This window comes from Streptomyces sp. NPDC054770, assembly GCF_053611985.1.
The window spans coordinates 107,707-131,398 of record NZ_JBSHBL010000004.1; the positions used below are offsets into that span (position 1 = coordinate 107,707).

The following is a 23,692-nucleotide window of genomic DNA, read 5'->3' on the forward strand; positions in this document are numbered from 1 at the left end:
AATCACCCGTTTCGAGGAGTCGGGTGATCTTCCGTAACCAATCCCCCATAGCTCCCATAACACCCATACGGCAGCGATACGGTCGTCCCCATGCCTGGAAAGCCTGAACGGCCCGCAGGTCCCGCCGCGCCCGAGACCACCGTCTCCGTCACCGGCTGGGGCCGCACCGCCCCCACCGCCGCCCGACTGATCCGTCCCCGGACCTACCAGGAGGCGGCGGACGCGATCCGCGACTGCGGGGCGCGCGGCGGTATCGCGCGGGGCCTGGGGCGGGCCTACGGCGACGCGGCGCAGAACGCCGGGGGTGCCGTGCTCGACATGACGGGCCTGGACCGCATCCACGCCATCGACGCCGACGGCGGCACCGTGCTGTGCGACGCCGGGGTCTCGTTGCACCGCCTGATGGAGGTGCTGCTGCCGCTCGGCTGGTTCGTCCCGGTGACCCCGGGGACCCGCCAGGTGACGGTGGGCGGCGCGATCGGCGCCGACATCCACGGCAAGAACCACCATGTCTCGGGATCGTTCTCCCGTCACGTGCTGTCCTTCGAACTCCTCACCGCCGACGGCCAGGTCCGCACGGTGAGCCGCGGCACCCCGCTGTTCGACGCGACGGCCGGCGGCATGGGTCTGACCGGAGTGATCCTCACGGCGACCGTCCGCCTCCTCCCCGTCGAGACGTCGTACATGTCCGTCGACACCGAACGCGCCGCCGACCTCGACGACCTGATGGCCCGCCTGACCGCCACCGACCACCGCTACCGCTACTCGGTCGCCTGGATCGACCTGCTCGCGCGCGGGGCGGCGACCGGCCGCGCGGTGCTCACGCGCGGCGACCACGCACCCAGGGAGGCGCTCGACGCCGGCACCCGCGCCGGGCGCGCGCCCCTCGCCTTCCGCCCCCGCACCCTCCCGGCCGCCCCCGACTTCGTCCCCGACGGCCTCCTGGGCCGCAGCACCGTGGGCCTCTTCAACGAGCTCTGGTTCCGCAAGGCGCCCCGTGCCCGCGTCGGCCAACTCCAGCGCATCTCCTCCTTCTTCCACCCCCTGGACGGCGTCCCGCACTGGAACCGCGTCTACGGCCGGGCCGGCTTCGTCCAGTACCAGTTCGCCGTCGGCCACGGCCAGGAGGACGCCCTGCGCCGGATCGTGGCCCGCATCTCCGAGCGCCGCTGCCCGTCCTTCCTGGCCGTCCTCAAACGCTTCGGCGACGCCGACCCCGGCTGGCTCTCCTTCCCGGTGCCCGGCTGGACCCTCGCCCTCGACATCCCCGCCGCGCTGCCCGGTCTCTCCGCCTTCCTCGACGAACTGGACGAGGAGGTCGCGGGCGCCGGCGGCCGCGTCTACCTCGCCAAGGACGCCCGGCTGCGCCCCGAGCTGCTCACGGCGATGTACCCCCGCCTCGGCGACTTCCGTTCCCTGCGGGCCGAGTTGGACCCGCACGGGGTCTTCGTCTCCGACCTGTCCCGCCGCCTAGGTCTCTAGACCCCCTCCAGCCTCAGGAGTTGCCGTGAAGGACGCCTTCGGAATGCCCCAGTCCCTGCTCGTCCTCGGCGGCACGTCCGAGATCGCGCTGGCCACCGCGCGCCGGCTGATCGCCCGCCGCACCCGCACGGTCTGGCTGGCGGGCCGCCCCTCCCCCGCCCTGGAACAGGCCGCCGAGCAGCTGCGCGCCCTCGGCCCCGACGTGCACACCGTGCCCTTCGACGCGCTCGACCCCGAGTCCCACGAGGCGGCCCTCGGCAAGGTGTTCGCCAACGGCGACGTCGACCTGGTCCTGCTCGCCTTCGGCATCCTCGGCGACCAGGCGACCGACGAACGCGAACCGGTGAACGCCGTACGCGTCGCCCAGACCAACTACACCGGCGCCGTCTCGGCGGGCCTGGTCAGCGCACGGGCCCTGCAGAGCCAGGGTCACGGCTCCCTGGTGGTCCTCTCCTCGGTCGCCGGCGAACGCGCCCGCCGCTCCAACTTCATCTACGGCTCCAGCAAGGCGGGCCTGGACGTGTTCACGCAGGGCCTGGGCGACGCCCTGCACGGCACGGGCGTGCACGTCATGGTCGTACGCCCGGGGTTCGTGCGCTCGAAGATGACCAGGGACCTGGAGGAAGCTCCGCTCGCCACGACCCCGGAGGCGGTGGCGACGGCCATCGAGGTGGGCCTGCGCAGGCGCTCGGAGGTGGTGTGGGTACCGGGGGCACTGAGGGTGGTGATGTCGGCACTGAGGCACGCGCCGCGGTCGGTCTTCCGGAGGTTGCCGATCTGATCCCGGCCCGCTAGAACGCGCCCCTCCAGGGGCGCGGGGCTGTAGTCGATATGCGGCTGCCGCCGCGTGGGCGCGAGCAACCACACACAACCCGCAGCTACCGACTGGCGATACTCCCCCGCTCCACATGCCCCACCTGAGGCGGCACGACAGAGCCCCCGAAGACGTAGTCACGCAGCTTCCGCCACACGCCGTCCGCGCCCTGCTCGTACAACGCGAACCCCGTACAGGGCCACGCTGCCTCGTAGTCGGCAAGCTCGGCGAACGCCCGGTCCATCGCGGCCTCGTCGATCCCGTGGGCGACGGTCACATGCGGGTGGTACGGGAACTGCAACTCCCGGTCGAGCGGCCCCGCCTCGTCCCGGACCCGCTGTTGAAGCCACGCGCAGTCGTCCGCGCCCTGGACCACCCGGACGTACACCACCGGCGACAGCGGCCGGAACGTCCCCGTACCGCACAGCCGCATCGGGAACGGCCGCCCCACCGCGGCGACCTCGCTCAGGTGGGCCTCAACGGCGGCGAGCTCCCCCTCGGCGATCTCCGTCGGCGGCAGCAGCGTGACGTGCGTGGGGATGCCATGGGCCGCGGGGTCGCCGAAGCCCGCGCGCCGCTCCTGGAGCAGGCTGCCATGAGGCTCCGGGACCGCGATCGACACGCCGATCGTTACGGTCCCCACGTCATCTCCCGTCGGTCGTGGTGGGCGGACGCATGTCGGGTTCGTACCCGGGCGTCCGGCTATCGACTGTACGGCCACGGCCGCCTCCCGGGCAGCCGTGGCCGAAGTGATGTGCAGCGCTTCGCTTCGCTCAGTGCTTGGCGGGCAGGAAACCGACTCTGTCGTAGGCCTGGGCCAGGGTCTCGGCCGCGACGGCCCGGGCCTTCTCCGCGCCCTTGGCGAGGATCGAGTCGAGGGTCTCCGAGTCGTCCAGGTACTGCTCGGTGCGCTCCCGGAACGGGGTGACGAAGTCGACCATGATCTCGGCGAGGTCCGTCTTGAGCGCGCCGTACATCTTGCCCTCGTACTCCTGCTCCAGCTCGGCGATCGACTTGCCGGTGAGGGTGGAGTGGATGGTGAGGAGGTTGGAGACGCCCGGCTTGTTCTGGACGTCGTAGCGGATCACGGTGTCCGTGTCGGTGACCGCGCTCTTGACCTTCTTCGCGGTCGCCTTCGGGTCGTCGAGGAGGTTGATGAGGCCCTTCGGCGTGGACGCCGACTTGCTCATCTTGATCGACGGGTCCTGGAGGTCGTAGATCTTCGCCGTCTCCTTGAGGATGTACGGCTTGGGGATCGTGAACGTCTCGCCGAAGCGGCCGTTGAAGCGCTCGGCGAGGTCGCGGGTGAGCTCGACGTGCTGGCGCTGGTCCTCGCCGACCGGCACCTCGTTGGCCTGGTAGAGCAGGATGTCGGCGACCTGGAGGATCGGGTACGTGAACAGGCCGACGCTGGCGCGGTCCGCGCCCTGCTTGGCGGCCTTGTCCTTGAACTGGGTCATCCGGCTGGCCTCGCCGAAGCCGGTGAGGCAGTTCATGACCCAGGCGAGCTGGGCGTGCTCGGGGACGTGGCTCTGCACGAAGAGGGTGCAGCGGTCCGCGTCCAGGCCGGCGGCGAGCAGCTGGGCGGCGGCGAGCCGGGTGTTGGCGCGCAGGTCGGCGGGGTCCTGCGGGACCGTGATCGCGTGCAGGTCCACGACCATGTAGAAGGCGTCGTGGGACTCCTGGAGGGCTACCCACTGGCGGACGGCGCCGAGGTAGTTGCCCAGGTGGAACGAGCCGGCGGTGGGCTGGATGCCGGAGAGCACGCGGGGTCGGTCAGAGGCCATGCTCACCATTCTCTCAGAGGGGGAGGGGGTGGTGGGCCCATGAGGGGTGGGGTGGTTTCGGGGCGCGGGGGACTGCGGGCCGGTGGGGGCCGACCGCGCAGTTCCCCGCGCCCCTGACGGGGCGCTGCCCCTTACGGCGGTGATCAGCCGAGGTCGATCTCCGGGTACAGCGGGAAGCCCGCCACCAGGTCCGTCGCGCGCTGGGCGATCTCCGTCGACACCTTCTCGTCCAGGACGTGGGAGGCCTTCGACGGAGCGCCGGACTTCGTCGTGCCCGGCTCGGTGGCGGTCAGGACGCGGTCGATCAGGGCCGCGACCTCGTCCATCTCGGCGGTGCCCAGGCCTCGGGTGGTGAGGGCGGGGGTGCCGATGCGGATGCCGGAGGTGTACCAGGCGCCGTTCGGGTCGGCGGGGATCGCGTTGCGGTTGGTGACGATGCCGGAGTCGAGCAGGGCCGTCTCGGCCTGGCGGCCGGTGAGGCCGTACGACGTCTCGACGTCGATCAGGTTGAGGTGGTTGTCGGTGCCGCCGGTGACCAGGGTGGCGCCCCGGCGCATCAGGCCCTCGGCGAGCGCACGCGAGTTGTCGACGATGCGCTGGGCGTAGTCCTGGAAGGCGGGCTGCCGGGCCTCGGCGAGGGCGACGGCCTTGGCGGCCATGACGTGCGGGAGCGGGCCGCCGAGGACCATCGGGCAGCCGCGGTCGACCTGGTCCCTGAGGGAGTCGTCGCACAGGACCATGCCGCCGCGCGGGCCGCGCAGCGACTTGTGGGTGGTGGTGGTGACGATCTGGGCGTGCGGGACCGGGTCGAAGTCGCCGGTCAGGACCTTGCCGGCGACCAGGCCCGCGAAGTGCGCCATGTCGACCATGAGGGTCGCGCCGACCTCGTCGGCGATCTCGCGCATGATCCGGAAGTTCACCAGACGGGGGTACGCGGAGTAGCCGGCGACGATGATCAGCGGCTTGAAGTCGCGGGCCTGGGCGCGCAGCGCGTCGTAGTCGATCAGGCCGGTGGCCGGGTCGGTGCCGTACGAGCGCTGGTCGAACATCTTGCCGGAGATGTTGGGGCGGAAGCCGTGGGTGAGGTGGCCGCCGGCGTCCAGGGACATGCCGAGCATCCGCTGGTTGCCGAAGGCCTGCCGCAGCTCGGCCCAGTCGGCCTCGGAGAGGTCGTTGACCTGGCGGGCGCCGGTCTTCTGGAGGAAGGGGACCTCGACGCGGTCGGCGAGGACGGCCCAGAAGGCGACCAGGTTGGCGTCGATGCCGGAGTGCGGCTGGACGTAGGCGTGCTGCGCGCCGAACAGCTCGCGGGCGTGCTCGGCGGCGAGCCCCTCGACGGTGTCGACGTTGCGGCAGCCGGCGTAGAAGCGGCGGCCGATGGTGCCCTCGGCGTACTTGTCGCTGAACCAGTTGCCCATGGCGAGCAGGGTCGCCGGGGAGGCGTAGTTCTCGGAGGCGATCAGCTTGAGCATCTCGCGCTGGTCGGCGACCTCCTGGCCGATGGCGTCGGCGACCCGCGGCTCGACCGCGCGGATCACGTCGAGGGCGGCGCGGTAGGCGGTGGACTCGGTGGACAGGGGCGCGGACGTGTCGGACACGGACTTGTCGGACATTCAGGACCTCCGGACATGGCGTTCGGCATTCACGGTTCGGCCCAGGCGCACGGCACTCGGTCACAACACGGGCCGCTCCCCGATGGTCGGTCCCATCCCAGCGCGCCAGTCACGGCCCGCAGGTCACATTACCGGGCACGCCGGGCCCGGGGGCCGTGGCGTCCACCAGTCGGGCAGGGGCAGAGGGTAGGAAAGGGATCATTCCGCCGCGCCCCCTGGAGTCGCCGTGACCACTACGGAAGCCCTCATCGCCGCCGCCGACGCGCACAGCGCGCCCATCTACCACCCGCTGCCGGTGGTGATCGCGACGGCCGACGGCGCCTGGATGACGGATGTCGAGGGGCGCCGGTACCTGGACTTCCTGGCCGGCTACTCGGCGCTGAACTTCGGGCACGGCCACCCGCGCCTGGTCGCGGCGGCGAAGGCGCAGCTGGAGCGGGTGACGCTGACGTCGCGGGCCTTCCACCACGACCGGTTCGCCGCGTTCTGCACGGAGCTCGCCGAGCTGTGCGGGATGGAGATGGTGCTGCCGATGAACACCGGGGTGGAGGCGGTGGAGACGGCGGTGAAGACGGCCCGGAAGTGGGGCTACCGGGTGAAGGGGGTGCCGGCCGAGATGGCGAAGGTGGTGGTCGCGGGCGGGAACTTCCACGGGCGTACGACGACCGTGATCAGCTTCTCCACGGATCCGGAGGCCCGGGCGGACTTCGGTCCGTACACGCCCGGCTTCCAGATCGTGCCGTACGGGGACCTGACCGCCATGCGGGCCGCGCTGACCGAGAACACGGTGGCGGTGCTGCTGGAGCCGATCCAGGGCGAGTCGGGGGTCGTGGTGCCGCCGGAGGGCTATCTGGCGGGGGTGCGGGAGCTGACCCGGGAGCGGGAGGTGCTGTTCGTCGCGGACGAGATCCAGTCGGGGCTGGGGCGGACCGGGCGGACCTTCGCGTGCGAGCACGAGGGCGTCGTACCGGATGTGTACGTCCTCGGGAAGGCGCTGGGGGGCGGGGTGCTGCCGGTGTCGGCGGTGGTCGCGAACGCGGAGGTGCTCGGGGTGTTCCGGCCCGGCGAGCACGGGTCGACCTTCGGGGGGAACCCGCTGGCCTGTGCGGTGGGTCTTGAGGTGCTCGCGATGCTGCGGACCGGGGAGTTCCAGGAGCGGGCGGCCGAGCTGGGGGAACTGCTGCACCGCCGGCTGGCGGAGATGGCCGGGAGCGGCCGGGTGACGGCGGTGCGGGGGCGGGGGCTGTGGGCGGGGGTGGACGTGGACCCGGGGGTGGGCTCGGGACGGGTGGTCTCGGAGCGGCTGATGGAGCGGGGGGTGCTGGTGAAGGACACGCACGGAGCGACGGTGCGGATCGCGCCGCCGCTGGTGGTGGCGGAGGAGGACCTGGAGTGGGGGATCGAGCAGTTGTGGGGGGTGCTGAGCGCCTGAGCGGATCTGTGGACGAACGGACGAACCGCACAACCAGCGCAGCGCTCGGCGGACTACTCGGAGACGCTCGGCGCGGGGCTGTTCACCGGCTGTCGCCGAGCCCTGAGGAACAGCACGGGTCCGGCGACGAGGACGAGCAGGCCGGCGGCGAGCAGGAGCCACGGGTCGAGCAGGCCGTCGGTGCAACTGCTGCTGGTGGCCGAGCTGGTGCAGTAGGTGCCGGGGCCGTGCCGGTTGAGGTAGGCGAGCAGGAACAGGGGCAGGCTCGCACCCGACAGCAGGCCGGGCAGGCCCCGCCGGGTGTCCCGGCGCGTGGCCAGCGCGACGGTGCCGGCCACGGCGACCGGCAGGACGAAGATCCCGACCGACAGCGCGGTGAGGAGGGCGAGCAGGTAGCAGGCTCCGGTCAGGAGCCATCCGGTGAAGAGCAGCCAGGCGCGTCTGTTGCCGGTCATGTCTTCTTCTTCCGTTTGAAGATGTCCAGGAGGGAAGCGATCTTCCCGGCACGGTCGAACAGGGCCAGTGCGGGCTCGCGTTCCTCTTCGAGGTTGGCGAGCATCTCCAGGCCCAGGTACAGGGCGACGATCGCGTGCGCGAGTTCTTCGGGGGGCATCAGCCGGGCGGCGGGAGAGCCCGCGAGTGCCTCGCGGACGCTGTCGGCGGCGAAGGTGCGCCACGGACGGATCCGGGCGGCGACCTCCGGGCGGAGTTCGGGGGTGAACTGGGCGGCGGCGATCATCTCGACGAGTACGGTCACGTGCCCCTGGTCCAGGTCCTCGTCGAAGACCGCCCTGGCGGCCCGGACCAGGTCGCCGATGCTCTTGGACTCGTCGACCATCGCCTGGTAGCGCGCGTTGCGCGCACCGCTGACCTGGTCCAGGGCCGCCAGGTGCAGCTTGGCCACCGAACCGAAGTGATAGAAGACCAGCGACTGCTGGCAGTCGGCGCGCCGGGCGATCTCCCGCGCGCTGGCCCCGGCGAAACCCACCTCGCGCAGTGCGTCGGCAGCCGCCGCGACCAGCGCCGCTCGCGTCGCCGCCGAACTGGCGTTCCCGGACGGCTCGACCGACCTCTTCCCTCCGGCTCTGGCCACACCGCGCCCCTTCGATTGACCGACTGGATTGAGCAACTGGATTGAGCGACTGCTCAAAAAGTAGCGACCACCGGAGGCGCCGGACAAGAGTCCGAATCCGGCCATGATCGACACCGAGGGATCGCAGAGTTGTCATGCACAGGTAAGAAAATCATGTGAAGCGGCCGGGGCTCCTGTCGGCGCACCGAGTCCCGCCGGTACCGTCCAACTGCCCGTGGATGAACGATCAACTTCGGACTCTACGCGCGCAGAACACGTCCTACCGGCAGAACCGCATTTCTCTCCACGGGTCCCTCCACGCATCTTTCTACGCGCGCAGAGCGACCCACGACGCACCACCCGCACCGCCATCCCTCTCGCACCCCCCACCGATGGAGGAATGACAGATGCCCGGCTTCGCCACCCCGCGCCGCGAACTCACCACGGCCCTGGCCGTGCTCGGTCTGATCGCGGCCGGTGCCGCCGTCCAGGCCACCAGCGCCGCGACCCCCGCCCGTGCGGCCACCACGTACCGCGTCCTGTTCGACGACGGCCACGCCGAGGAGGCCGGCAACGCGGACTGGATCGTCTCCACCAGCAAGCCCGACCCGCTCGCCCAGGACTCCTCCCCGTCCTCCGACAAGGACTGGACCGGCGCGCTGTCGTCGTGGGGCATCGCCCTGCAGAAGACCGGTGACTACAGCCTGAAGACCGCCACGAGCGCCCTCACGTACGGGGGTTCGTCGACGACCGACCTGTCGAAGTTCGACGCGCTGGTGCTGCCCGAGCCCAACACCAAGTTCACCACCGCCGAGAAGACGGCGATCATGAACTTCGTGAAGGCCGGCGGCGGTCTCTTCATGATCTCCGACCACACCGGCGCCGACCGCAACAACGACGGCTACGACGCGCTGGAGATCCTCAACGACCTGATGACCAACAACAGCGTCGACTCGACCGACCCGTTCGGCTTCTCGATCGACTCGCTGGACATCAGCTCCGGCTACCCGAAGGCCATCAGCGACAGCAGCAACGCGGTGCTGCACGGCGGCTTCGGCACGGTCACCAAGAGCCTGATCGCCGACGGGACGACGGCGACGCTCAAGCCCTCCGACAACGCGAACGTCAAGGGCCTGGTGTACCGCAGCGGTTACTCCGGCAACACCGGCGCGTTCTTCGCCACCAGCACCTTCGGCAGCGGCCGGGTCGCCTTCTGGGGCGACAGCTCCCCGATCGACGACGGCACCGGCCAGTCCGGCAACACCCTGTACGACGGCTGGAACGACACCGGCGCCACCAACGCCGCCCTCGCCCTCAACGCCACCGCCTGGCTGGCCGGCGCGAGCTGACCTCCGAGGGGCCCGAGCTCCCCGGAGACACGGGGGCGCAAGGGGAAGGAGCGGGTCCGGGGTCGCCCCGGGCCCGCTTCTTACTCCCCTCCCGATCACGGCATGCTCCGCTCCCCTACAGTCCCTTTGTGCTCTTTGGAATGGTGTGCGCCCTCGCGGCCGCGATCTGCTTCGGTACGGCGACGGTCCTGCAGGCGATGGCCGCGCGGGCGGCCGGTGACGGCACCGGCGGGGAGGCCGCGCTGCTGCTGCGGGCCGTGCGGCAGTGGCGGTATGTCGTCGGACTGGGGCTGGACGGGCTCGGGTTCGTGTTCCAGATCCTCGCGCTGCGGTCGCTGCCCATCTACGCGGTGAGCGCGGCCCTGGCGTCGAGCCTCGCGGTGACGGCGGTGGTCGCGGCACGGCTGCTGCGGGTGCGGCTGAGCGGGGTGGAGTGGGCCGCGGTGGGGGTGGTGTGCGCGGGGCTCGCGATGCTGGGGCTGGCGTCGGGGCCGGAGGGGGACCGGGCCGGGTCGACGACGCTGAAGTGGGTGATGCTGGGGACGGCCGTGGGGGTCCTGCTGCTCGGCCTGGCCGGCGGGCGGCTGTCGGGGCGCGGGCGGGCCCTGCTGCTGGGGCTCGGGGCGGGGTTCGGGTTCGGGGTGGTCGAGGTGTCGGTACGGCTGATCGACACCCTGCGGCCGGCCGGGCTGTTCACCAACCCCGCGACCTATGCGCTGCTGGTCGGCGGCGGCGCCGCCTTCATGCTGCTGACCTCGGCGCTCCAGCGCGGCTCGGTGACCACGGCGACGGCCGGCATGGTCGTCGGCGAGACGATCGGCCCGGCGGCGGTGGGGGTCGTATGGCTCGGGGACCGGACCCGGGAGGGCCTGACCTGGCTCGCGGTGCTCGGCTTCGCGGTGGCCGTGGCGGGGGCGCTGGCGCTGGCCCGCTTCGGGGAGGCGCCCGGCACCGAGGACACCGGCCCCGAAGACACCGGCACCGAGGCGGCCGGACCGGTCAGCCCATCGCGTCCGTGATGCCGTCCCACAGACGGGACCTGGCCTCCAGGGCGACGAGGACGGTGTCGACGGCCTCGTGCCAGCGCTGGTCGTCGGTGCCGCACAGGTCGGCGACCATCTGGAGGGCCATCGGGGTGTGCTCCTCGCCGTCGACCTCGATGTGGCGGGCGAGGTAGTCCCGGAAGAGCGGGAAGCGGTCGGTCCCCTCCTCCCTGATGACCTGGTCGAACATGTCCGGGATCAGGTCCTCGCGGGAGAAGGCGAAGGCGGCGGCCCGGCAGTGCAGCGGGCGGTCGGCGATGATGCCGAAGGTCGTGCGGACGAACTCGGCCGCGGGAGCCGGAACTCGAGCCACCCGCAGGGCCGCCGGGACGTCGTGGCCCTCCGCGACGAGGGCGATGAAGGTGTCGAGCGCGGCAGTGTCGGCCGCCGCCTCGGCCATGGCCGCGCGGTACAGCTCGAAATGGCTGGTGAAACCGCCGTTCAGGGCGTCGCTCTCCTCCACCAGCACGATGTCGTTGACGAGCCGGCGGGCCACCGCGGAGCCGCGGGGCACCCAGGGGACGTCGACGCAGGTCAGCTCCCGCTGGAGCGACTTGAGCAGGGACATGAAGTCCCAGACGGCGAACGCGTGGTGGGCCATGAACACGGCCAGGTGCGCCCGGTCCGATATTCGCTGGTAAATGGGATGCGAGGTCACTTCTTTTCGCGCAGGTTCGATCATGGAACGCGCCTGATCGATTGCCTGTCGACCCTCTTCGGTCAAATTCCAGACGTACCTCGACATGGCGTCCTCCTTCGTTCTGGGACGGCGATCCTGCAACTTTCACGACCGGCCAGGCAAGCACTTTCCAGAATTACGGGGGAGTTACCGGAAGTAGTCGGCAGCAGACCACGGCAAGCGCACAGAAAGCGCTGTAAAAAGTAACGATCCGGACACCGGAAAAACTCGTTGAATCTTTGAACGCGGGTTGTGTCGATTCCGTAAAGGACACCGTGACCAGTAATCCCGTCACCGTCACCGTGGCCTATCACGTGATGCCGGGTCGTGAGGCCGACTTCCACTCCTGGGGGTGGGCCATGCTGGGCGCGAGCGCCCGCCGGCCGGGGTTCCTCGGCGGCGGCGTCCTAGTCGACCAGGAGGCGGAATGGCATGTCGTGTATCGCTTCGCCACCGAGGACTCGGCGCTGGCCTGGGAGAACTCCCCAGATCGCGGCCAGTGGGAGACCCGCGCGGACGGCATCGCCCGGCCCACCGGGCGCCGTAGTGTACGGGGGTCGAAGGAGTGGTTCGACTCGCTGACCGGGCCGCCGCCCGCACCGCCGCCGACCACCCCGCCGGCGAAATGGAAACTGTGGTTCATCAACATGAGCGCGGTGTTTCCGCCGGTCCTGCTGTTCAATCTGATCGTGCTGCCCTATCTCGGCGGCGTCAATCCGCTCCTTCGCACCCTGGTGCTCTGCCTCTGCGTGACAGCGCTTGTCACGTGGATTCTCATGCCGCGACTACAGCGTTTCTTCAAGAAATGGCTGTATCCCCCGCTCCAGGCGCTGCGCGGGCGGCACAAACGACGGGCCGCATAGGCCCGGGAACGACCCGAGGGAGGTGGGCGGGTGAAGACCCTGCTCATCGACAATTACGACTCGTACACCTACAACCTGTTCCAGTTGATCGCCGAGGTGAACGGCGAGGAACCGGTGGTGATCCGCAATGACGAGCAGGCACCGCCCGCTCTCGCGGAGTTCGACAACGTGGTGGTGTCGCCGGGACCCGGGCATCCGGGCGACGGCCGTGACTTCGGTATCGGCGCCCGGCTGATCGCGGAGGCCACGGTCCCCGTGCTCGGGGTGTGCCTGGGCCACCAGGGCATCGCGCTCGGGGAGAACGCCCGGGTGGCGCCCGCCCCGCAGCCCAGGCACGGGCACCTGACCCGGGTGCGGCACGACGGGCGGGACCTCTTCGAGGGGCTGACCCAGGGCTTCACCGCCGTCCGCTACCACTCCCTCGCGGTCCACGAGCCGCTGCCCGCCGCCCTGGAGGCGACCGCCTGGGCCGAGGACGGCGTCCTGATGGGGCTGCGGCACCGCGAACGGCCGCTGTGGGGCGTGCAGTTCCACCCGGAGTCGGCACTCACCGAGTACGGCCACCGCATGCTGGTGAACTTCCGCAACCTCACCGCCCGCCGGGCCCGCAGAGCACGCACCAAGAACACCGCCGTCCCGCCGGCCGAGGCGGCGATCCCCCGGCCGAGGGCCGCGGCGAGCGCGGCAGGCACGGCTGGCGCGGCCGGGCCCCAGTCCGGTACGGCCATCCCCCGCCCCCGCCACGGCGAAGGGCCCGCGTACCGCCTGCACACCCGCAAGATCGCCGGTGCCGTCGACACGGAGGCCGCCTTCGGGCGCCTCTTCGCCGCCGCGCCCCGCGCGTTCTGGCTGGACAGCTCGCTCGTCGAAGAGGGCCGCTCGCGCTTCTCCTTCCTGGGCGACGGCAGCGGCCCGCTCGCCGAGTTCGTGCGCTACGACGTCACGGCCGGCCGGTGTGTGGTCGAGCGGGCCGGACGGCCGCCGCGCAAGGTGTCCGCGAGCGTCTTCGACTACCTGAAGCGGCAGTTGGGCAGCCGCCGGGTGGACGCGGACGGGCTGCCCTTCGACTTCACCGGCGGCTACGTCGGCTACTTCGGCTACGAGACCAAGGCCGACTGCGGCTCCCCGAACCGACACCAGGCCGACACCCCGGACGCCTGCTGGCTGTTCGCGGACCGGCTGATCGCCGTGGACCACGAGGAGGACGTCACCTACGCGGTCTGCCTGGCGGAGGACACCCCGCAGGCCGCACGGGACGCCGCGGAGTGGCTGGAGACGACCCTGGCCCAGCTCACCTTCCTGGCCCCGAACACCCCCCGGCCCGCCCCGCCCGCCGCCGCGGGGCCGGACCTGGCGGCCGCCGAGCCGTGGCTGGTGCGCGACCGGGCGGCCTACCTCGCCGACATCGAGGCCTGCGGGCGGGAGTTGCGGGCCGGCACCAGCTACGAGGTCTGCCTGACCAACGCGGCCCGGCTGCCCGCCCCGGCCGATCCGTACGCCTTCTACCGGCAGCTGCGCCGCGTCAACCCGGCGCCGTACGCGGCCTTCCTGCGCTTCGGCGAGCTGGACGTGGCCGGTTCCTCGCCGGAGCGGTTCCTGCGGATCACCCGGGACGGCGTGGCCGAGGCCAGGCCCATCAAGGGGACCGCGCCGCGCGGGGCGACGCCGTTCGAGGACGACCGGCTGCGGGACGCGCTGGCCGCGGACGCCAAGACCCGCGCCGAGAACCTGATGATCGTCGACCTGCTCCGCAACGACCTGGGCCGGGTCTGCCGTACCGGAACCGTGCGGGTCCCCCGCCTCATGGCCACCGAGTCGTACGCGACCGTGCACCAGCTGGTCTCCACCGTGACCGGACGGCTGCGGGCCGGGACGGACGCCGTGGACTGCGTGCGCGCCTGCTTCCCGGGCGGGTCGATGACCGGCGCCCCGAAGCTGCGCACGATGGAGATCATCGACGCGCTGGAGACCGAGGCCCGGGGCGTGTACTCGGGGGCGCTCGGCTACCTCGGGTGCAGCGGCGGCGCGGACCTCAGCATCGTCATCCGTACGGCCGTGCTGGCCGGCGGCCGGATGCGGCTGGGCGCGGGCGGGGCGATCGTCCTGGACTCCGACCCGGCCGCCGAGTACGACGAGATGCTGCTGAAGACGGCCGCGCAGATGCGGGCGCTGCGGGAGCACACCCCGTCGGCCGCGGCGGACGCCGTCGAGGAGGCCGCCCGATGACACTGCCGTTGTCCCGCACGGACACCGAGAACCTCGCCGCACGGCTGCCCCTCCTCGCCGAACGGCACGGCTGGCACGACCGCACCGCCTTCCACCAGGGCCATCGCGCCTGGACCCACGGCGAGGTGCACGACCTCGGGGCGCGGGCCGCCACCGTCCTGGCCGCACAGGGCGTGGCCCCCGGCGACCGGGTGGTGCTCGCGCTGCCCGACTCGATCGCCTGGGTGGTGGCCTTCCTCGCGGTCGCCCGGCTCGGGGCCGTCGCCGTCCTGGTCAACCCGGAACTGCCGGCCGCCGACCACGCGTTCATGGCCGCCGACACGGAGGCGGTGCTCTGCCTGACGGGCCCAGGACTGGAGGACCGCTTCGCCAGGCACGCCCGGCTCGGCGCCGACCAGCTGCTCGCGCTCGCCCCGGCCGCCGAACCTGCGCCCGCGCACCCGGTCGACGCGGACGGCCCGCTGTACGTCCAGTACACGTCCGGGACGACGGGCAGACCCAAGGGGGTCGTCCACACCCACGCCCACCCGGCCGCGTACCACGACCTCATCGGACGGCGGCTGCTCGGCATCACCCCGGACGACGTCACCCTGTCCGTCTCCAAGCTGTACTTCGCCTACGGCTTCGGGAACGCCTTCGTCTTCCCGCTGTTCTCGGGGGCGAGTGCGGTCCTGGTGGACCGGCGTCCGGCGCCCGGTGCCGTGGACGAGCTGGTCGCCCGGCACCGGGTGACCCTGCTGTACTCGGTGCCGTCCGCGTACGCGGCGCTGGTCGCCGACCGGGGCAGCGGGCACCAGGCGTGCTTCGCCTCCGTAAGGGCCGCCGTGTCGGCCGGCGAGGGCCTGCCGGACGGGCTCGGCGCCCGGGTCGCGGAGCTGCTGGGCGCGCCGGTCCTGGAGCAGATCGGGTCCACCGAGGCCGGGCACGCCTTCTGCGCCAACAGCCTCGGCCACAACCACCCCGGCACCGTCGGGCGTCCCGTACCCGGCTTCGAGGTGGAGCTGCGCGACCGGGACGGGCGCCCGGTGCCGGACGGCCACGAGGGCGAGCTGTGGGTGCGCGGGCCGACGGTGACGCCCGGCTACCTCAACCGGCCCGAGGACACCGCGCGCACCCTGGTCGGCGGCTGGCTGGCCACCCACGACCGGGCGGTCCGCGAACCCGACGGCGCCTACCGGCACCTGGGCCGTACCGACGACATGGAGATGGTCGGCGGGATCACCGTCTCCCCGCTGGAGGTGGAGGCCGTGCTGCGCGCCCATCCGGCGGTGCGGGAGGTCGCGGTCGCGGCGGTCCCGGACGGGACCGGCACCGGGCGGCTGCGCGCCTTCGTCGTCCCCGCCGTCACCCCGGCCCCGGAAGGGCTCCAGGAGGAGCTGCTGCGGCTGGCCGGGCAACGGCTGGCGGCCTTCAAGGTCCCGCGCAGCGTCAGCCTGCTGCCCTCCCTGCCCCGCACCCCGACCGGGAAACTCCGCCGCCATCTGGTCCGCCGGGGCGCCTGGTGACCCCGGCCCCGACCGACCCGACCGACCCGACCGACCTGACCGACCTGACCGACCTGACCGAAAGGCACGTCCCCATGCAGGAGTCGCAGGTGTCCCTCATAGGTGACCGCGGGTTCTATCTGGGCCCGCTGTTCCGGCGGGCGGCCGACCGGCACGGCGGGGTGTTCGTCACCCTGGACCGGCCCCTGGGCACCCACCCGGACCTCGGGGTCCGCCTGAGCTATCCGGAACTGGCCGACGCGGTCGAGGAGTTGTCGGCGCGGCTGTGGGCGGCCGGGGTGCGGCCCGCCGAGCAGGTCGTCGTGCACAAGACCGACAACGTCGACATCGTGCTGCTGACCTGCGCGGTCTCCCGGATCGGCGCGGTGCCCGTACTGCTCTCCCCCGCGCTGGCCGGCGAGGTGGTCGGCGAGCTGCTCGCCCGGCTCCGGCGGCCGTGGCTGGTCACGGACGGGGCGAAACTGGCCGGCCTGGAGGTCAGGGGCCTGGTCCGGCAGACCCTCACCGTGGACAGCGTGCCCGGCGTGGTCTCGCTCGCGGAGCACAGCGGCGCCGAGGTCCCGGCGCCGATCCGGCTGCACCCGCGCGAACCCGCCCTGATCACCCACAGCTCCGGCACCACCGGCGTCCCCAAACTCGCCGTGCACTGCCCGCAGACCATGTGGAACCGGCTGGTCCCGCAGCAGGCGATGGGCTGGCCCACCCGCGGCGAGGTCGCGGCCCTGCACATGTCCTTCGTGCACTCCCGCTTCTACCACCTGCTCGGCGTCCTGCTGCACTACGGCAGCCCGCTGCTGCTGATCACCGACCCCGACCCGGCGAGGGTCGGCCCGATGCTGGCCCGGCACCGCCCCGGCATCGTCGAGACCCACCCCAACACCTTCGTGCTGTGGGAGGAGCTGGCCGACGCGCCCGGCGCCCCGCTGTCGCGCGTCAGGTCGTACGGCTCGACGTTCGACGCCATCCATCCGCGCACCGTACGACGGCTGCTCGACGCGTCGAGGCGCCGCAGCCCGTGGCTGCTCCAGCTGTACGGGCAGAGCGAGACCGGGCCGGTCGCCTTCCAGTGGTTCACGCGCCGGAGCGCGGCCCGCGCGGACGGGCGGCGGGTCGGCATCGGCATCCCGGGCTTCACGAGCGTCCGTGTCACCGGCCCCGACGGCCTGCCCGCCGCGCCCGGCACCCCCGGCCGGATCGAGGCCCGCACCCGGGGCCGCATCCTCACCTACCTCGGCGCCCGCGAGCAGTACGAGCGACAGCTGGACGGCGAGTGGTGGCAGATGGGCGACCTGGGCTACCGGAGCCGGCTGGGCGCGCTGTACCTGACCGACCGGGAGATCGACCGGATCGACTCCGTGCACAGCAACCTGGAGGTCGAGGACACCCTGATGGACCGGCTGGAGGAGCTGCGTGAGGTGGTCATCGTGCCGGGCGCGGACCGGGAGCCGGTCCCGGTGGTGTGCGTGCGCGGGGACCGGCCGCTGGACCCGGAACGCTGGCGGGCGGCGACCGCCGACCTGCCCGCGATGGCCGAGCCCCGGCAGTGGCGGTTCGAGGAGCTGCCGATGACCGCGACCTGGAAGGTGAAGCGGGTGGAGATCACCCGGATGCTGGCGGAGGGGGTGCGCGCATGACCCCGGTCGTCGTGGTCGGCGCCGGTCCGGTGGGCCTGTCGGCGGCGCTCGCGCTGCGCGCGCACGGACTGCCGGTGCTCCTCCTGGAGGCCGACCCCGAGGACCGCGAACGGCCGGGCAGCCGCGCCCTGTTCGTGCACCGCGAGACCCTCGCGCTGCTCGACGCGATGCGCCCGGGGCTGGCCGCCGAGATCACCTCGTACGGCCGGACCTGGCACACCAGGCGGACCCTGTACCGGGGGCGGGAGGTGTACTCCCGCACCTTCCCGCCCCCGTCCGGCCGGCCGCCCTTCACCAGCCTGCGCCAGGTGGACACCGAACGCTTCCTGCGGGACGCCTGCGCGGCGGCGGGCGTGGAGTCGGTGTGGAACGCGCGCGTGATCGGTGTCCGCACCACCGCCTCGGACACGTCGCTGAGCTGCGCGGACGGCCGGGAGCTGACGTGCGGGTACGTGATCGCGGCGGACGGCGCGCGGTCCGCCGTCCGGGCCGGGCTCGGCATCCCCATGGAGGGCACGCACGGCGAGGGCTTCCACGTGGTCGTCGACGTGGCGGACCGGCCGGACGCCGAACTGCCCCTGGAACGGGTCTTCCACTACGAGCACCCGGGCGTCGGCGGCCGCAGTGTCATGCGGGTGCCGTTCACCGGAGGCTTCCAGGTGGACCTCCAGTGCCACGCCCACGACCCGGTGGCGAAGTACGGCACCGAGGAGGCCGTCCGCCGCTGGCTGCCCGGGGTGGTGGGCGAGGAATACGCAGACCGGATCCTGTGGGTGTCGACGTACCGCTTCCTGCGCAAGGTCGCGGCCTGCTTCACCGACCCGCACCGGCGGGTGCTGCTCGTCGGGGAGGCCGCGCACCTCTTCCCGCCGTTCGGGGCACGGGGCATGAACAGCGGGATCGCGGATGCGGCGGCCGCGGCGGAGGCGATCGCCACCGGCGCGGTGGCGGACTTCGCGGCGGTACGGCGGTCCGCGGCGCTCTTCAACAGCGAGGCGGCCGGGGCCGCCCTGGAGCATCTGCGGCCCCGGCGCCGGATCGTACGGCTGCGCCAGCGCGCGGCGGCGGCGCTGGCGCCGGTCCTGCCGTCCTGCGGATCCTGGCTGGAGCACGCGCCGTACGGGCCGCGGGGCGGTTCACCGGCGCTGGCGGGCCGGAAATACTGAGCTCGGCGACGGAAAGGGAGGGGCCATGACACAGCCGGCGGTGAAGGAAGGCGTGCTGACGTGGTCGCCGCGTGCCGGGCTGCGCCCCGTCGCGGACGCGGACGAACCGCTGCTGGTCGCGGACTCCTGGCTGGTCCGGGACGGCAGGGTGCGCGGCCTGCACCGGCACCGGGAGCGCTTCGTGCGGTCCTGCGGCGAGTGCGACGGGCCGCCGGCGTTCCGGCTGCTGGAGTTCTGGCGGGACATGACGGCCGCGCTGCCCCGCACCGGCGCGTGGTTCCCCCGTGTCGAGCTCACGCCCCACCACGTGCGGCTCCGGCTGCGGCACGCGCCGCCGCTCGGCTCCGCCGTCGAGGTCTGGGCGGTCGGCCGGCCCGATCCGCGCACCGTGCCCCGCCGCAAGGGACCCGACCTGGACACCCTGGCCCGGCTGCGCGCCCGCGCGGTCGAGGCGGGGGCCCAGGAGGCGGTGCTGGTGGGGCCGTCCGGGGCGGTCCTCGAGGCGGCCACCACGAGCGTGCTCTGGTGGGAGGACGACACCCTGTGCCTGCCACCACCCCGGCTGCCGCTGCTGCCCGGGGTGACCGTCGCCCTGATCCAGGAGCGCGCGGAACGCACCGGCATCCCCGTCGCCCACCGCGAACGAACCCTGCCGGAACTGGCCGACCGAGAGGTCTGGCTGGTGAACGCCCTGCACGGAATCAGACCGGTGACCCGCTGGGTGGGCGGCCCGGCGAAGGCCGGCCCGGCGGTACGGGCACCGGAGTGGCGGGCGTGGCTGGACGACGAGGCGACGGAGCCATTGCCGGAGGCCATGGAAGAGGCGGCTGAACAGCGCCCCGAAAGGGGCGCGGGACGGCAGTAATATGCGGCTCCCCCGGGTGGGGGGGGGGTGGGTGTCGGCGGTGGCGCGGGCCCATTGGCGGGTGGCCTTGGACGCGGGGCCTGAACCCCCCCCCGTAGGGGGCCCGGGACTGCATTAATATGCGGCTCCTCCGCGTGGGCGCGACCAGCCCCCACCGACCCGCAGTCACAATACGACCATGCGACGCCGAAAAAACAGGCCCGGCATTATTCCGCCGGGCCGGATATGAGGTTTCTTTTCTTCGGCCCGCCCCTTAATTCCGCGTCGGCTGATAAGCCCCCGGAACCATCCGAGTGGCAATGGCGATCCGGTTGTACGCATTGATGACGGTCGCCGCCCACACGAGCGCCGCGACCTGCGCCTCGTCGAAGACCCCGGCGGCCTCGGCGTAGACGCCGTCCGGCACCCGGCCGTCGGCGACGAAGGTGACCGCCTCGGTCAACGCCAGTGCGGCACGCTCGCGTTCGGTGAAGAAGGGGGTCTCCCGCCAGGCGTTCAGGGCGTAGATCCGCTGCTCGGTCTCGCCCTGCGCACGCGCGTCCTTGGTGTGCATGTCGAGGCAGAACGCGCAGCCGTTCAGCTGGGAGGCGCGGATTCTGACCAGTTCGAGGATTTCCGGCTCCACCTTGGCGTCCCGGGCCGCGGTGACGGCTGCGACATGCAGGGAACCCATCGCCGAGGAGACGTCGGGGGTGATTTTCTTGAGGGCGACGCGGGAAATCTGATCACCATTGCTCATGGGAGAGACTCTAGCCTCCGGAATTGAATTCCGGGGGCCGTTGCCGGGTAATTCAGGCGACGCCGGTCGCAGCCGGGCCTGACAGCACCGCGCACAGGATGTCCAGCGCCCCCGACCAGGCGTGGTCGGGCGGGGTGCCGTAGCCGAGGACGAGGGCGTCCGGGGCCTCGACGGCGGCCTCGGGGTGGCGGTGGCGCGGGACGAGTCCCTCGACGGCGAGGCCGCGTTCGGCGGCGGCCCGGATCACCCGGTGCTGGGTGCCGGGCGGCAGCCCCAGCACGACGTGCAGGCCCGCCGCGATGCCGGTGACCCGGATCGCCGGGGCGCGTTCGGCGAGGGCCCGGACCAGGGCGTCCCGGCGCCGCCGGTAGCGGGAGCGGGCGGCACGGACGTGCCGGTCGTAGGCGCCGGAGGCGATGAACTCGGCGAGCGTCAGCTGGTCCGGCGCCCCGCAGGTGTCCACACCGCCCTTGACCGCGGTCACCTCCCGGGCCACGGCCGGCGGCAGCACCATCCAGGCCAGCCTCAGCCCGGGGGCCAGGGACTTGCTGGCGGTGCCCAGGTAGACCACCTCGTCGGGGGCGAGGCCCTGGAGGGCGCCGACGGGCCGGCGGTCGTAGCGGAACTCGCCGTCGTAGTCGTCCTCCAGGACCAGGCCGCCGGTGCGCCGCGCCCAGTCCACGACGGCCGCCCGCCGGTCGTGGTGCAGCGCCACGCCCATCGGGAACTGGTGCGAGGGGGTCAGCAGGACGGCGGCCGGTCCCCGGGCCAGTGCCCCGGTGTCCGAGCCGAGGTCGTCGAAGGGCAGCGGGACCTGGCGCAGACCGGACTCCGTCAGCGACTGCCAGTGCTCGTCGAGGCCGTACGACTCGACCGCGACCGTGTCGGCCCCGCGGGCCCGCAGCAGCCGGCCGAGCAGGCTCAGGCCGTGGGCGAACCCGGCGCAGATCACGATCCGTTCGGGGTCGGCGCGGACGCCCCGGGCGCGGGCGAGGTAGGCGGCGAGCGCGGTGCGCAGTTCGGGGCGGCCGCGGGGGTCGCCGTAGCCGAAGGCCTCGTTGGGGGCGGCGGTGAGGGCGCGGCGGGCGGCCCTGAGCCACTCGGCGCGCGGGAACGCGGAGACGTCGGGGAAGCCGGCGCGCAGGTCGTAGGCGGGCCGGTGGGCTGCGGTACCGTCGGTGGCCGGCGCCGTCCGCCGCCCGGCGGCGACCGCGGGAAGTCCGGTCGCGACCCGGGTGCCGGAGCCCTGCCGGGCGGTGAGCCAGCCCTCGGCGACCAGGTCGGCGTAGGCGTCGGCGACGGTGTTGCGGGCGATGGCCAGGTCGGCGGCGAGGGAGCGGGAGGAGGGCAGCCGGGTGCCGGGGAGCAGCCGGCCGCTGCGCACGGCCTCGCGCAGGGCGTCGGTCAGGCCCCGGCGCAGGCCCGGACCGGCGGTCGGCTCCAGGTGGAGATCGATGCCCAGGGCAGTCCGGGCGGGCCGCCGAGCGGGCTGAGTGGCCCATGGTTTCTCCATGGAAATGGACCATACGCCTGGGCTGCCTGACACCTAGTGTCGATGTCATGAGCAACCAGGAAAACGCCGAGTACGCCCCCGAACACACCCCCCGCCTCCCCTGGGCCCAGCTCGCGCCCGAGGTCTACAAGGCGATGGTCCGGCTGGACGGAGCCGCCCGTAAGGGCCTGGACGCCAAGCTGTTCGAGCTGGTGAAGATCCGCGCCTCGCAGCTCAACCACTGCGCGTACTGCCTCGACATGCACAGCAAGGACGCGCTCGCGGCGGGCGAGAGCATCGAGCGGATCGTTCAGCTCAGCGCGTGGGAGGAGTCGAAGCACTTCTACACCGAGCAGGAGATCGCCGCGATCGAGCTGACCGAGGCGATCACCGTGCTGACCGACGGCTTCGTGCCGGACGAGGTCTACGAGCGGGCCGCCAAGCACTTCGACGAGGTGCAGCTGACGCAGCTGATCGCCTCGATCATCGTGATCAACTCCTGGAACCGGTTCGCCGTGACGACCCGTATGGTCCCCGGGCACTACACGCCGGGGCAGCACGGGTGAGCAAGGTCGACGTCTTCCGGGCGCTGCACCACGGGCGGCCGCCCGGTGACCCCCTGATCCTGCCCGGCCCGTGGGACGCGGCGAGCGCCCGCGCTCTGGTGGCGGCCGGGTTCCCGGCGCTGGCGACGCCCAGCGCCGGGGTGGCGGCCTCGCTCGGGTACCCGGACGGGTCGACCCCGGCGTCGGAGATGTTCGAGGCGGTCGCGCGGATCGCGCGTGCCGTGGACGTCCCCGTCTCGGCGGACGTGGAGGACGGCTACGGGCTGGCGCCGAAGGAGCTGGTCGAGCGCCTGCTGGCGGCAGGAGTGGTCGGCTGCAACCTGGAGGACTCCAGCGGGGGCGTCCTCAAGGACCCGCACGAGCACGCCGAATGGCTGGCCGAGGTCCGCGCGGCCGCCGGTGACCGGCTGTTCGTGAACGCCCGCGTCGACACCTTCGAACGCGGCATCGACGATCCCGAACAGGCGGTCGAGCGGGCCGCGTTGTACGTGGCGGCGGGTGCGGACTGCGTCTATCCGATCGACGCCCCGAGCGCCGTGCTCCCGTTCCTGCGCGCGGGCGTCGAGGGCCCGCTGAACATGTACGCCCGGGTGGACGGCGAGGGCCCCTCGCCCGCCGGACTCAGCGAACTCGGGGCCACCCGGATCACGTTCGGGCCGGGCCTGCTGCGGCTGGCCCTGCGGTCACTGCAGGCAGTTCCGCACTAGGCGTACGGCGCGCTGCTGCCGGGGCGGAAGCGCCGGTACAGCACCGCGCCGGCCGCCACCGAGGCCAGGCCCACGGCGGCCGGCGCCCAGGGGCTCACCGCTCCGGTGTGGGCGAGGGCGTCGGTCGTCCGCTGCCGTACGACGGTGGTCCGCGGGTGGGCCTTGGCCGGGTGCTGCGGCTGCTGGTGAACCCGTGGCGTGGACGGGTCCGGCGCGTCGGGCTGGTCGTCCGAGCCGTTGTGGGACTCGTTGCCGAAGACCGGGTTGAGGACACCCACCAGGTTCGCGCTGTTGCCGCTGAGGTTCAGGGGCACGTCGACCGGGATCTGGATGTCGTTGCCGGAGAGGATGCCCGGCGAGTCGTGGGCACTGCCGTCGGCCGTGGCCCGGCCCGACGTCCGGGAGCCCGCCTTGCCCGCGGCCTCGTGACCCGTGTTGGAGCACTTGTTGCCCATCGCGGGGTTGAGCAGTCCGACCACGTCCACGGTGTTCCCGCACACGTTCACCGGGATGTTCACCGGCAGCTGGACGGTGTTGCCGGATGCCACTCCGGGCGAGCCGCTCGCGGAACCGTCCGCGGCGGAGTCGGCGTGAGCCGTCCCCGCGACTGCCATCGCGCCGGAGGCGACGGCCATGGCGATCACACTGTTTCGGGTAA

General features: G+C 72.6%; 21 protein-coding genes, 1 pseudogene and 1 riboswitch. Of the genes and pseudogenes, 13 read left to right on the forward strand and 9 right to left on the reverse strand.

Annotated features, from left to right (window positions below; translation table 11 throughout):
• Window positions 1-90 precede the first annotated feature (90 nt).
• Both ACWGKQ_RS05880 and ACWGKQ_RS05885 read left to right on the forward strand, forming a co-directional pair.
• Window positions 91-1,482, forward strand: coding sequence for an FAD-binding protein (locus ACWGKQ_RS05880; RefSeq protein WP_453290624.1), 1,392 nt, complete (start codon window positions 91-93; stop codon window positions 1,480-1,482).
• Window positions 1,483-1,507: 25 nt separating this feature from the next.
• Window positions 1,508-2,263 (forward strand): decaprenylphospho-beta-D-erythro-pentofuranosid-2-ulose 2-reductase, encoded by a 756-nt coding sequence (locus tag ACWGKQ_RS05885; protein ID WP_453290625.1) that lies wholly within the window; start codon window positions 1,508-1,510, stop codon window positions 2,261-2,263.
• 97 nt (window positions 2,264-2,360) lie between these two features.
• Here ACWGKQ_RS05885 and ACWGKQ_RS05890 read toward each other — a convergent pair whose 3' ends face one another.
• From ACWGKQ_RS05890 to ACWGKQ_RS05900, 3 genes are all read right to left on the reverse strand, one after another.
• Complete coding sequence (locus ACWGKQ_RS05890) at window positions 2,361-2,939, reverse strand: 2'-5' RNA ligase family protein (protein WP_453290626.1); 579 nt, start codon at window positions 2,937-2,939, stop codon at window positions 2,361-2,363.
• A 130-nt stretch (window positions 2,940-3,069) separates the two neighbouring features.
• On the reverse strand, window positions 3,070-4,083 hold the full coding sequence (trpS, locus tag ACWGKQ_RS05895) for a tryptophan--tRNA ligase (RefSeq protein WP_453290627.1): 1,014 nt from the start codon (window positions 4,081-4,083) through the stop codon (window positions 3,070-3,072).
• 143 nt (window positions 4,084-4,226) lie between these two features.
• Window positions 4,227-5,696 carry a glycine hydroxymethyltransferase gene (locus ACWGKQ_RS05900; RefSeq protein WP_453290628.1) on the reverse strand — a complete coding sequence of 490 codons (1,470 nt, stop codon included), beginning with the start codon at window positions 5,694-5,696 and terminating at the stop codon, window positions 4,227-4,229.
• A gap of 32 nt (window positions 5,697-5,728) precedes the next feature.
• A riboswitch (ZMP/ZTP riboswitch) is annotated at window positions 5,729-5,819 on the reverse strand.
• A gap of 103 nt (window positions 5,820-5,922) precedes the next feature.
• On the opposite strand from ACWGKQ_RS05900, the gene rocD reads away from it, so the two are divergent.
• The gene (rocD, locus tag ACWGKQ_RS05905; protein ID WP_453290629.1) at window positions 5,923-7,128 is read left to right on the forward strand and encodes an ornithine--oxo-acid transaminase; all 1,206 of its coding nucleotides are present in this window, start codon (window positions 5,923-5,925) and stop codon (window positions 7,126-7,128) included.
• A gap of 53 nt (window positions 7,129-7,181) precedes the next feature.
• Here the strand turns inward: rocD and ACWGKQ_RS05910 are convergent, their stop codons facing one another.
• Entirely contained in the window at window positions 7,182-7,583 is a 402-nt protein-coding gene (locus tag ACWGKQ_RS05910) for a hypothetical protein (RefSeq protein ID WP_453290630.1), read from the reverse strand.
• The gene (locus ACWGKQ_RS05915; RefSeq protein ID WP_453290631.1) at window positions 7,580-8,221 is read right to left on the reverse strand and encodes a TetR/AcrR family transcriptional regulator; all 642 of its coding nucleotides are present in this window, start codon (window positions 8,219-8,221) and stop codon (window positions 7,580-7,582) included. Before ACWGKQ_RS05915 ends, ACWGKQ_RS05910 begins: the two co-directional genes overlap by 4 nt.
• 386 nt (window positions 8,222-8,607) lie before the next feature.
• Here ACWGKQ_RS05915 and ACWGKQ_RS05920 point away from each other — a divergent pair.
• Window positions 8,608-9,546, forward strand: a pseudogene (locus tag ACWGKQ_RS05920) (hydrolase); the annotation flags it as partial.
• 143 nt (window positions 9,547-9,689) lie between these two features.
• Entirely contained in the window at window positions 9,690-10,568 is an 879-nt protein-coding gene (locus ACWGKQ_RS05925; protein ID WP_453290762.1) for a DMT family transporter, read from the forward strand.
• Here ACWGKQ_RS05925 and ACWGKQ_RS05930 read toward each other — a convergent pair.
• Window positions 10,549-11,274 carry a DUF3050 domain-containing protein gene (locus ACWGKQ_RS05930; protein WP_453290632.1) on the reverse strand — a complete coding sequence of 242 codons (726 nt, stop codon included), beginning with the start codon at window positions 11,272-11,274 and terminating at the stop codon, window positions 10,549-10,551. The two genes, ACWGKQ_RS05925 and ACWGKQ_RS05930, sit on opposite strands and share 20 nt — an antisense overlap.
• 272 nt (window positions 11,275-11,546) lie before the next feature.
• Here ACWGKQ_RS05930 and ACWGKQ_RS05935 point away from each other — a divergent pair, with 272 nt between their 5' ends.
• The 6 genes from ACWGKQ_RS05935 (at window position 11,547) to ACWGKQ_RS05960 (ending at window position 19,530) form a co-directional block, all read left to right on the forward strand.
• Entirely contained in the window at window positions 11,547-12,134 is a 588-nt protein-coding gene (locus tag ACWGKQ_RS05935; protein WP_453290633.1) for an antibiotic biosynthesis monooxygenase, read from the forward strand.
• A 30-nt stretch (window positions 12,135-12,164) separates the two neighbouring features.
• Window positions 12,165-14,360, forward strand: coding sequence for an aminodeoxychorismate synthase component I (gene pabB / locus ACWGKQ_RS05940; RefSeq protein WP_453290634.1), 2,196 nt, complete (start codon window positions 12,165-12,167; stop codon window positions 14,358-14,360).
• The gene (locus ACWGKQ_RS05945) at window positions 14,357-15,865 is read left to right on the forward strand and encodes an AMP-binding protein (RefSeq protein WP_453290635.1); all 1,509 of its coding nucleotides are present in this window, start codon (window positions 14,357-14,359) and stop codon (window positions 15,863-15,865) included. The genes pabB and ACWGKQ_RS05945 overlap by 4 nt, the downstream gene beginning before the upstream one ends.
• Before the next feature lie 74 nt (window positions 15,866-15,939).
• Window positions 15,940-17,499, forward strand: coding sequence for a class I adenylate-forming enzyme family protein (locus ACWGKQ_RS05950; protein WP_453290763.1), 1,560 nt, complete (start codon window positions 15,940-15,942; stop codon window positions 17,497-17,499).
• Window positions 17,496-18,665 (forward strand): FAD-dependent monooxygenase, encoded by a 1,170-nt coding sequence (locus tag ACWGKQ_RS05955; protein ID WP_453290636.1) that lies wholly within the window; start codon window positions 17,496-17,498, stop codon window positions 18,663-18,665. Before ACWGKQ_RS05950 ends, ACWGKQ_RS05955 begins: the two co-directional genes overlap by 4 nt.
• Before the next feature lie 25 nt (window positions 18,666-18,690).
• Complete coding sequence (locus tag ACWGKQ_RS05960) at window positions 18,691-19,530, forward strand: aminotransferase class IV (protein WP_453290637.1); 840 nt, start codon at window positions 18,691-18,693, stop codon at window positions 19,528-19,530.
• A 253-nt stretch (window positions 19,531-19,783) separates the two neighbouring features.
• Here the strand turns inward: ACWGKQ_RS05960 and ACWGKQ_RS05965 are convergent, their stop codons facing one another.
• Together ACWGKQ_RS05965 and pdxR are read right to left on the reverse strand one after the other, a co-directional pair.
• Entirely contained in the window at window positions 19,784-20,269 is a 486-nt protein-coding gene (locus ACWGKQ_RS05965) for a carboxymuconolactone decarboxylase family protein (RefSeq protein WP_453290638.1), read from the reverse strand.
• A 52-nt stretch (window positions 20,270-20,321) separates the two neighbouring features.
• A complete protein-coding gene (gene pdxR, locus ACWGKQ_RS05970) occupies window positions 20,322-21,782 on the reverse strand; it encodes a MocR-like pyridoxine biosynthesis transcription factor PdxR (RefSeq protein ID WP_453290639.1) in 1,461 nt (486 codons plus the stop codon).
• Between the two features lie 47 nt (window positions 21,783-21,829).
• On the opposite strand from pdxR, the gene ACWGKQ_RS05975 reads away from it, so the two are divergent.
• Window positions 21,830-22,327 (forward strand): carboxymuconolactone decarboxylase family protein, encoded by a 498-nt coding sequence (locus tag ACWGKQ_RS05975; protein WP_453290640.1) that lies wholly within the window; start codon window positions 21,830-21,832, stop codon window positions 22,325-22,327.
• Complete coding sequence (locus tag ACWGKQ_RS05980) at window positions 22,324-23,034, forward strand: isocitrate lyase/PEP mutase family protein (RefSeq protein ID WP_453290641.1); 711 nt, start codon at window positions 22,324-22,326, stop codon at window positions 23,032-23,034. The genes ACWGKQ_RS05975 and ACWGKQ_RS05980 overlap by 4 nt, the downstream gene beginning before the upstream one ends.
• Here ACWGKQ_RS05980 and ACWGKQ_RS05985 read toward each other — a convergent pair.
• Entirely contained in the window at window positions 23,031-23,669 is a 639-nt protein-coding gene (locus ACWGKQ_RS05985) for a chaplin (protein ID WP_453290642.1), read from the reverse strand. The two genes, ACWGKQ_RS05980 and ACWGKQ_RS05985, sit on opposite strands and share 4 nt — an antisense overlap.
• Between the last annotated feature and the right edge of the window lie 23 nt (window positions 23,670-23,692).

Coding starts and splice junctions, on each gene's coding strand:
- ACWGKQ_RS05880 (WP_453290624.1), top strand. CDS start 91: ATGCCTGGAAAGCCTGAACGGCCCGCAGGTCCCGCCGCGCCCGAGACC.
- trpS (WP_453290627.1), bottom strand. CDS start 4,083: ATGGCCTCTGACCGACCCCGCGTGCTCTCCGGCATCCAGCCCACCGCC.
- ACWGKQ_RS05900 (WP_453290628.1), bottom strand. CDS start 5,696: ATGTCCGACAAGTCCGTGTCCGACACGTCCGCGCCCCTGTCCACCGAG.
- ACWGKQ_RS05910 (WP_453290630.1), bottom strand. CDS start 7,583: ATGACCGGCAACAGACGCGCCTGGCTGCTCTTCACCGGATGGCTCCTG.
- ACWGKQ_RS05925 (WP_453290762.1), top strand. CDS start 9,690: ATGGTGTGCGCCCTCGCGGCCGCGATCTGCTTCGGTACGGCGACGGTC.
- ACWGKQ_RS05930 (WP_453290632.1), bottom strand. CDS start 11,274: ATGATCGAACCTGCGCGAAAAGAAGTGACCTCGCATCCCATTTACCAG.
- ACWGKQ_RS05945 (WP_453290635.1), top strand. CDS start 14,357: ATGACACTGCCGTTGTCCCGCACGGACACCGAGAACCTCGCCGCACGG.
- ACWGKQ_RS05950 (WP_453290763.1), top strand. CDS start 15,940: ATGCAGGAGTCGCAGGTGTCCCTCATAGGTGACCGCGGGTTCTATCTG.
- ACWGKQ_RS05955 (WP_453290636.1), top strand. CDS start 17,496: ATGACCCCGGTCGTCGTGGTCGGCGCCGGTCCGGTGGGCCTGTCGGCG.
- ACWGKQ_RS05960 (WP_453290637.1), top strand. CDS start 18,691: ATGACACAGCCGGCGGTGAAGGAAGGCGTGCTGACGTGGTCGCCGCGT.
- ACWGKQ_RS05965 (WP_453290638.1), bottom strand. CDS start 20,269: ATGAGCAATGGTGATCAGATTTCCCGCGTCGCCCTCAAGAAAATCACC.
- pdxR (WP_453290639.1), bottom strand. CDS start 21,782: ATGGAGAAACCATGGGCCACTCAGCCCGCTCGGCGGCCCGCCCGGACT.
- ACWGKQ_RS05975 (WP_453290640.1), top strand. CDS start 21,830: ATGAGCAACCAGGAAAACGCCGAGTACGCCCCCGAACACACCCCCCGC.
- ACWGKQ_RS05985 (WP_453290642.1), bottom strand. CDS start 23,669: ATGGCCGTCGCCTCCGGCGCGATGGCAGTCGCGGGGACGGCTCACGCC.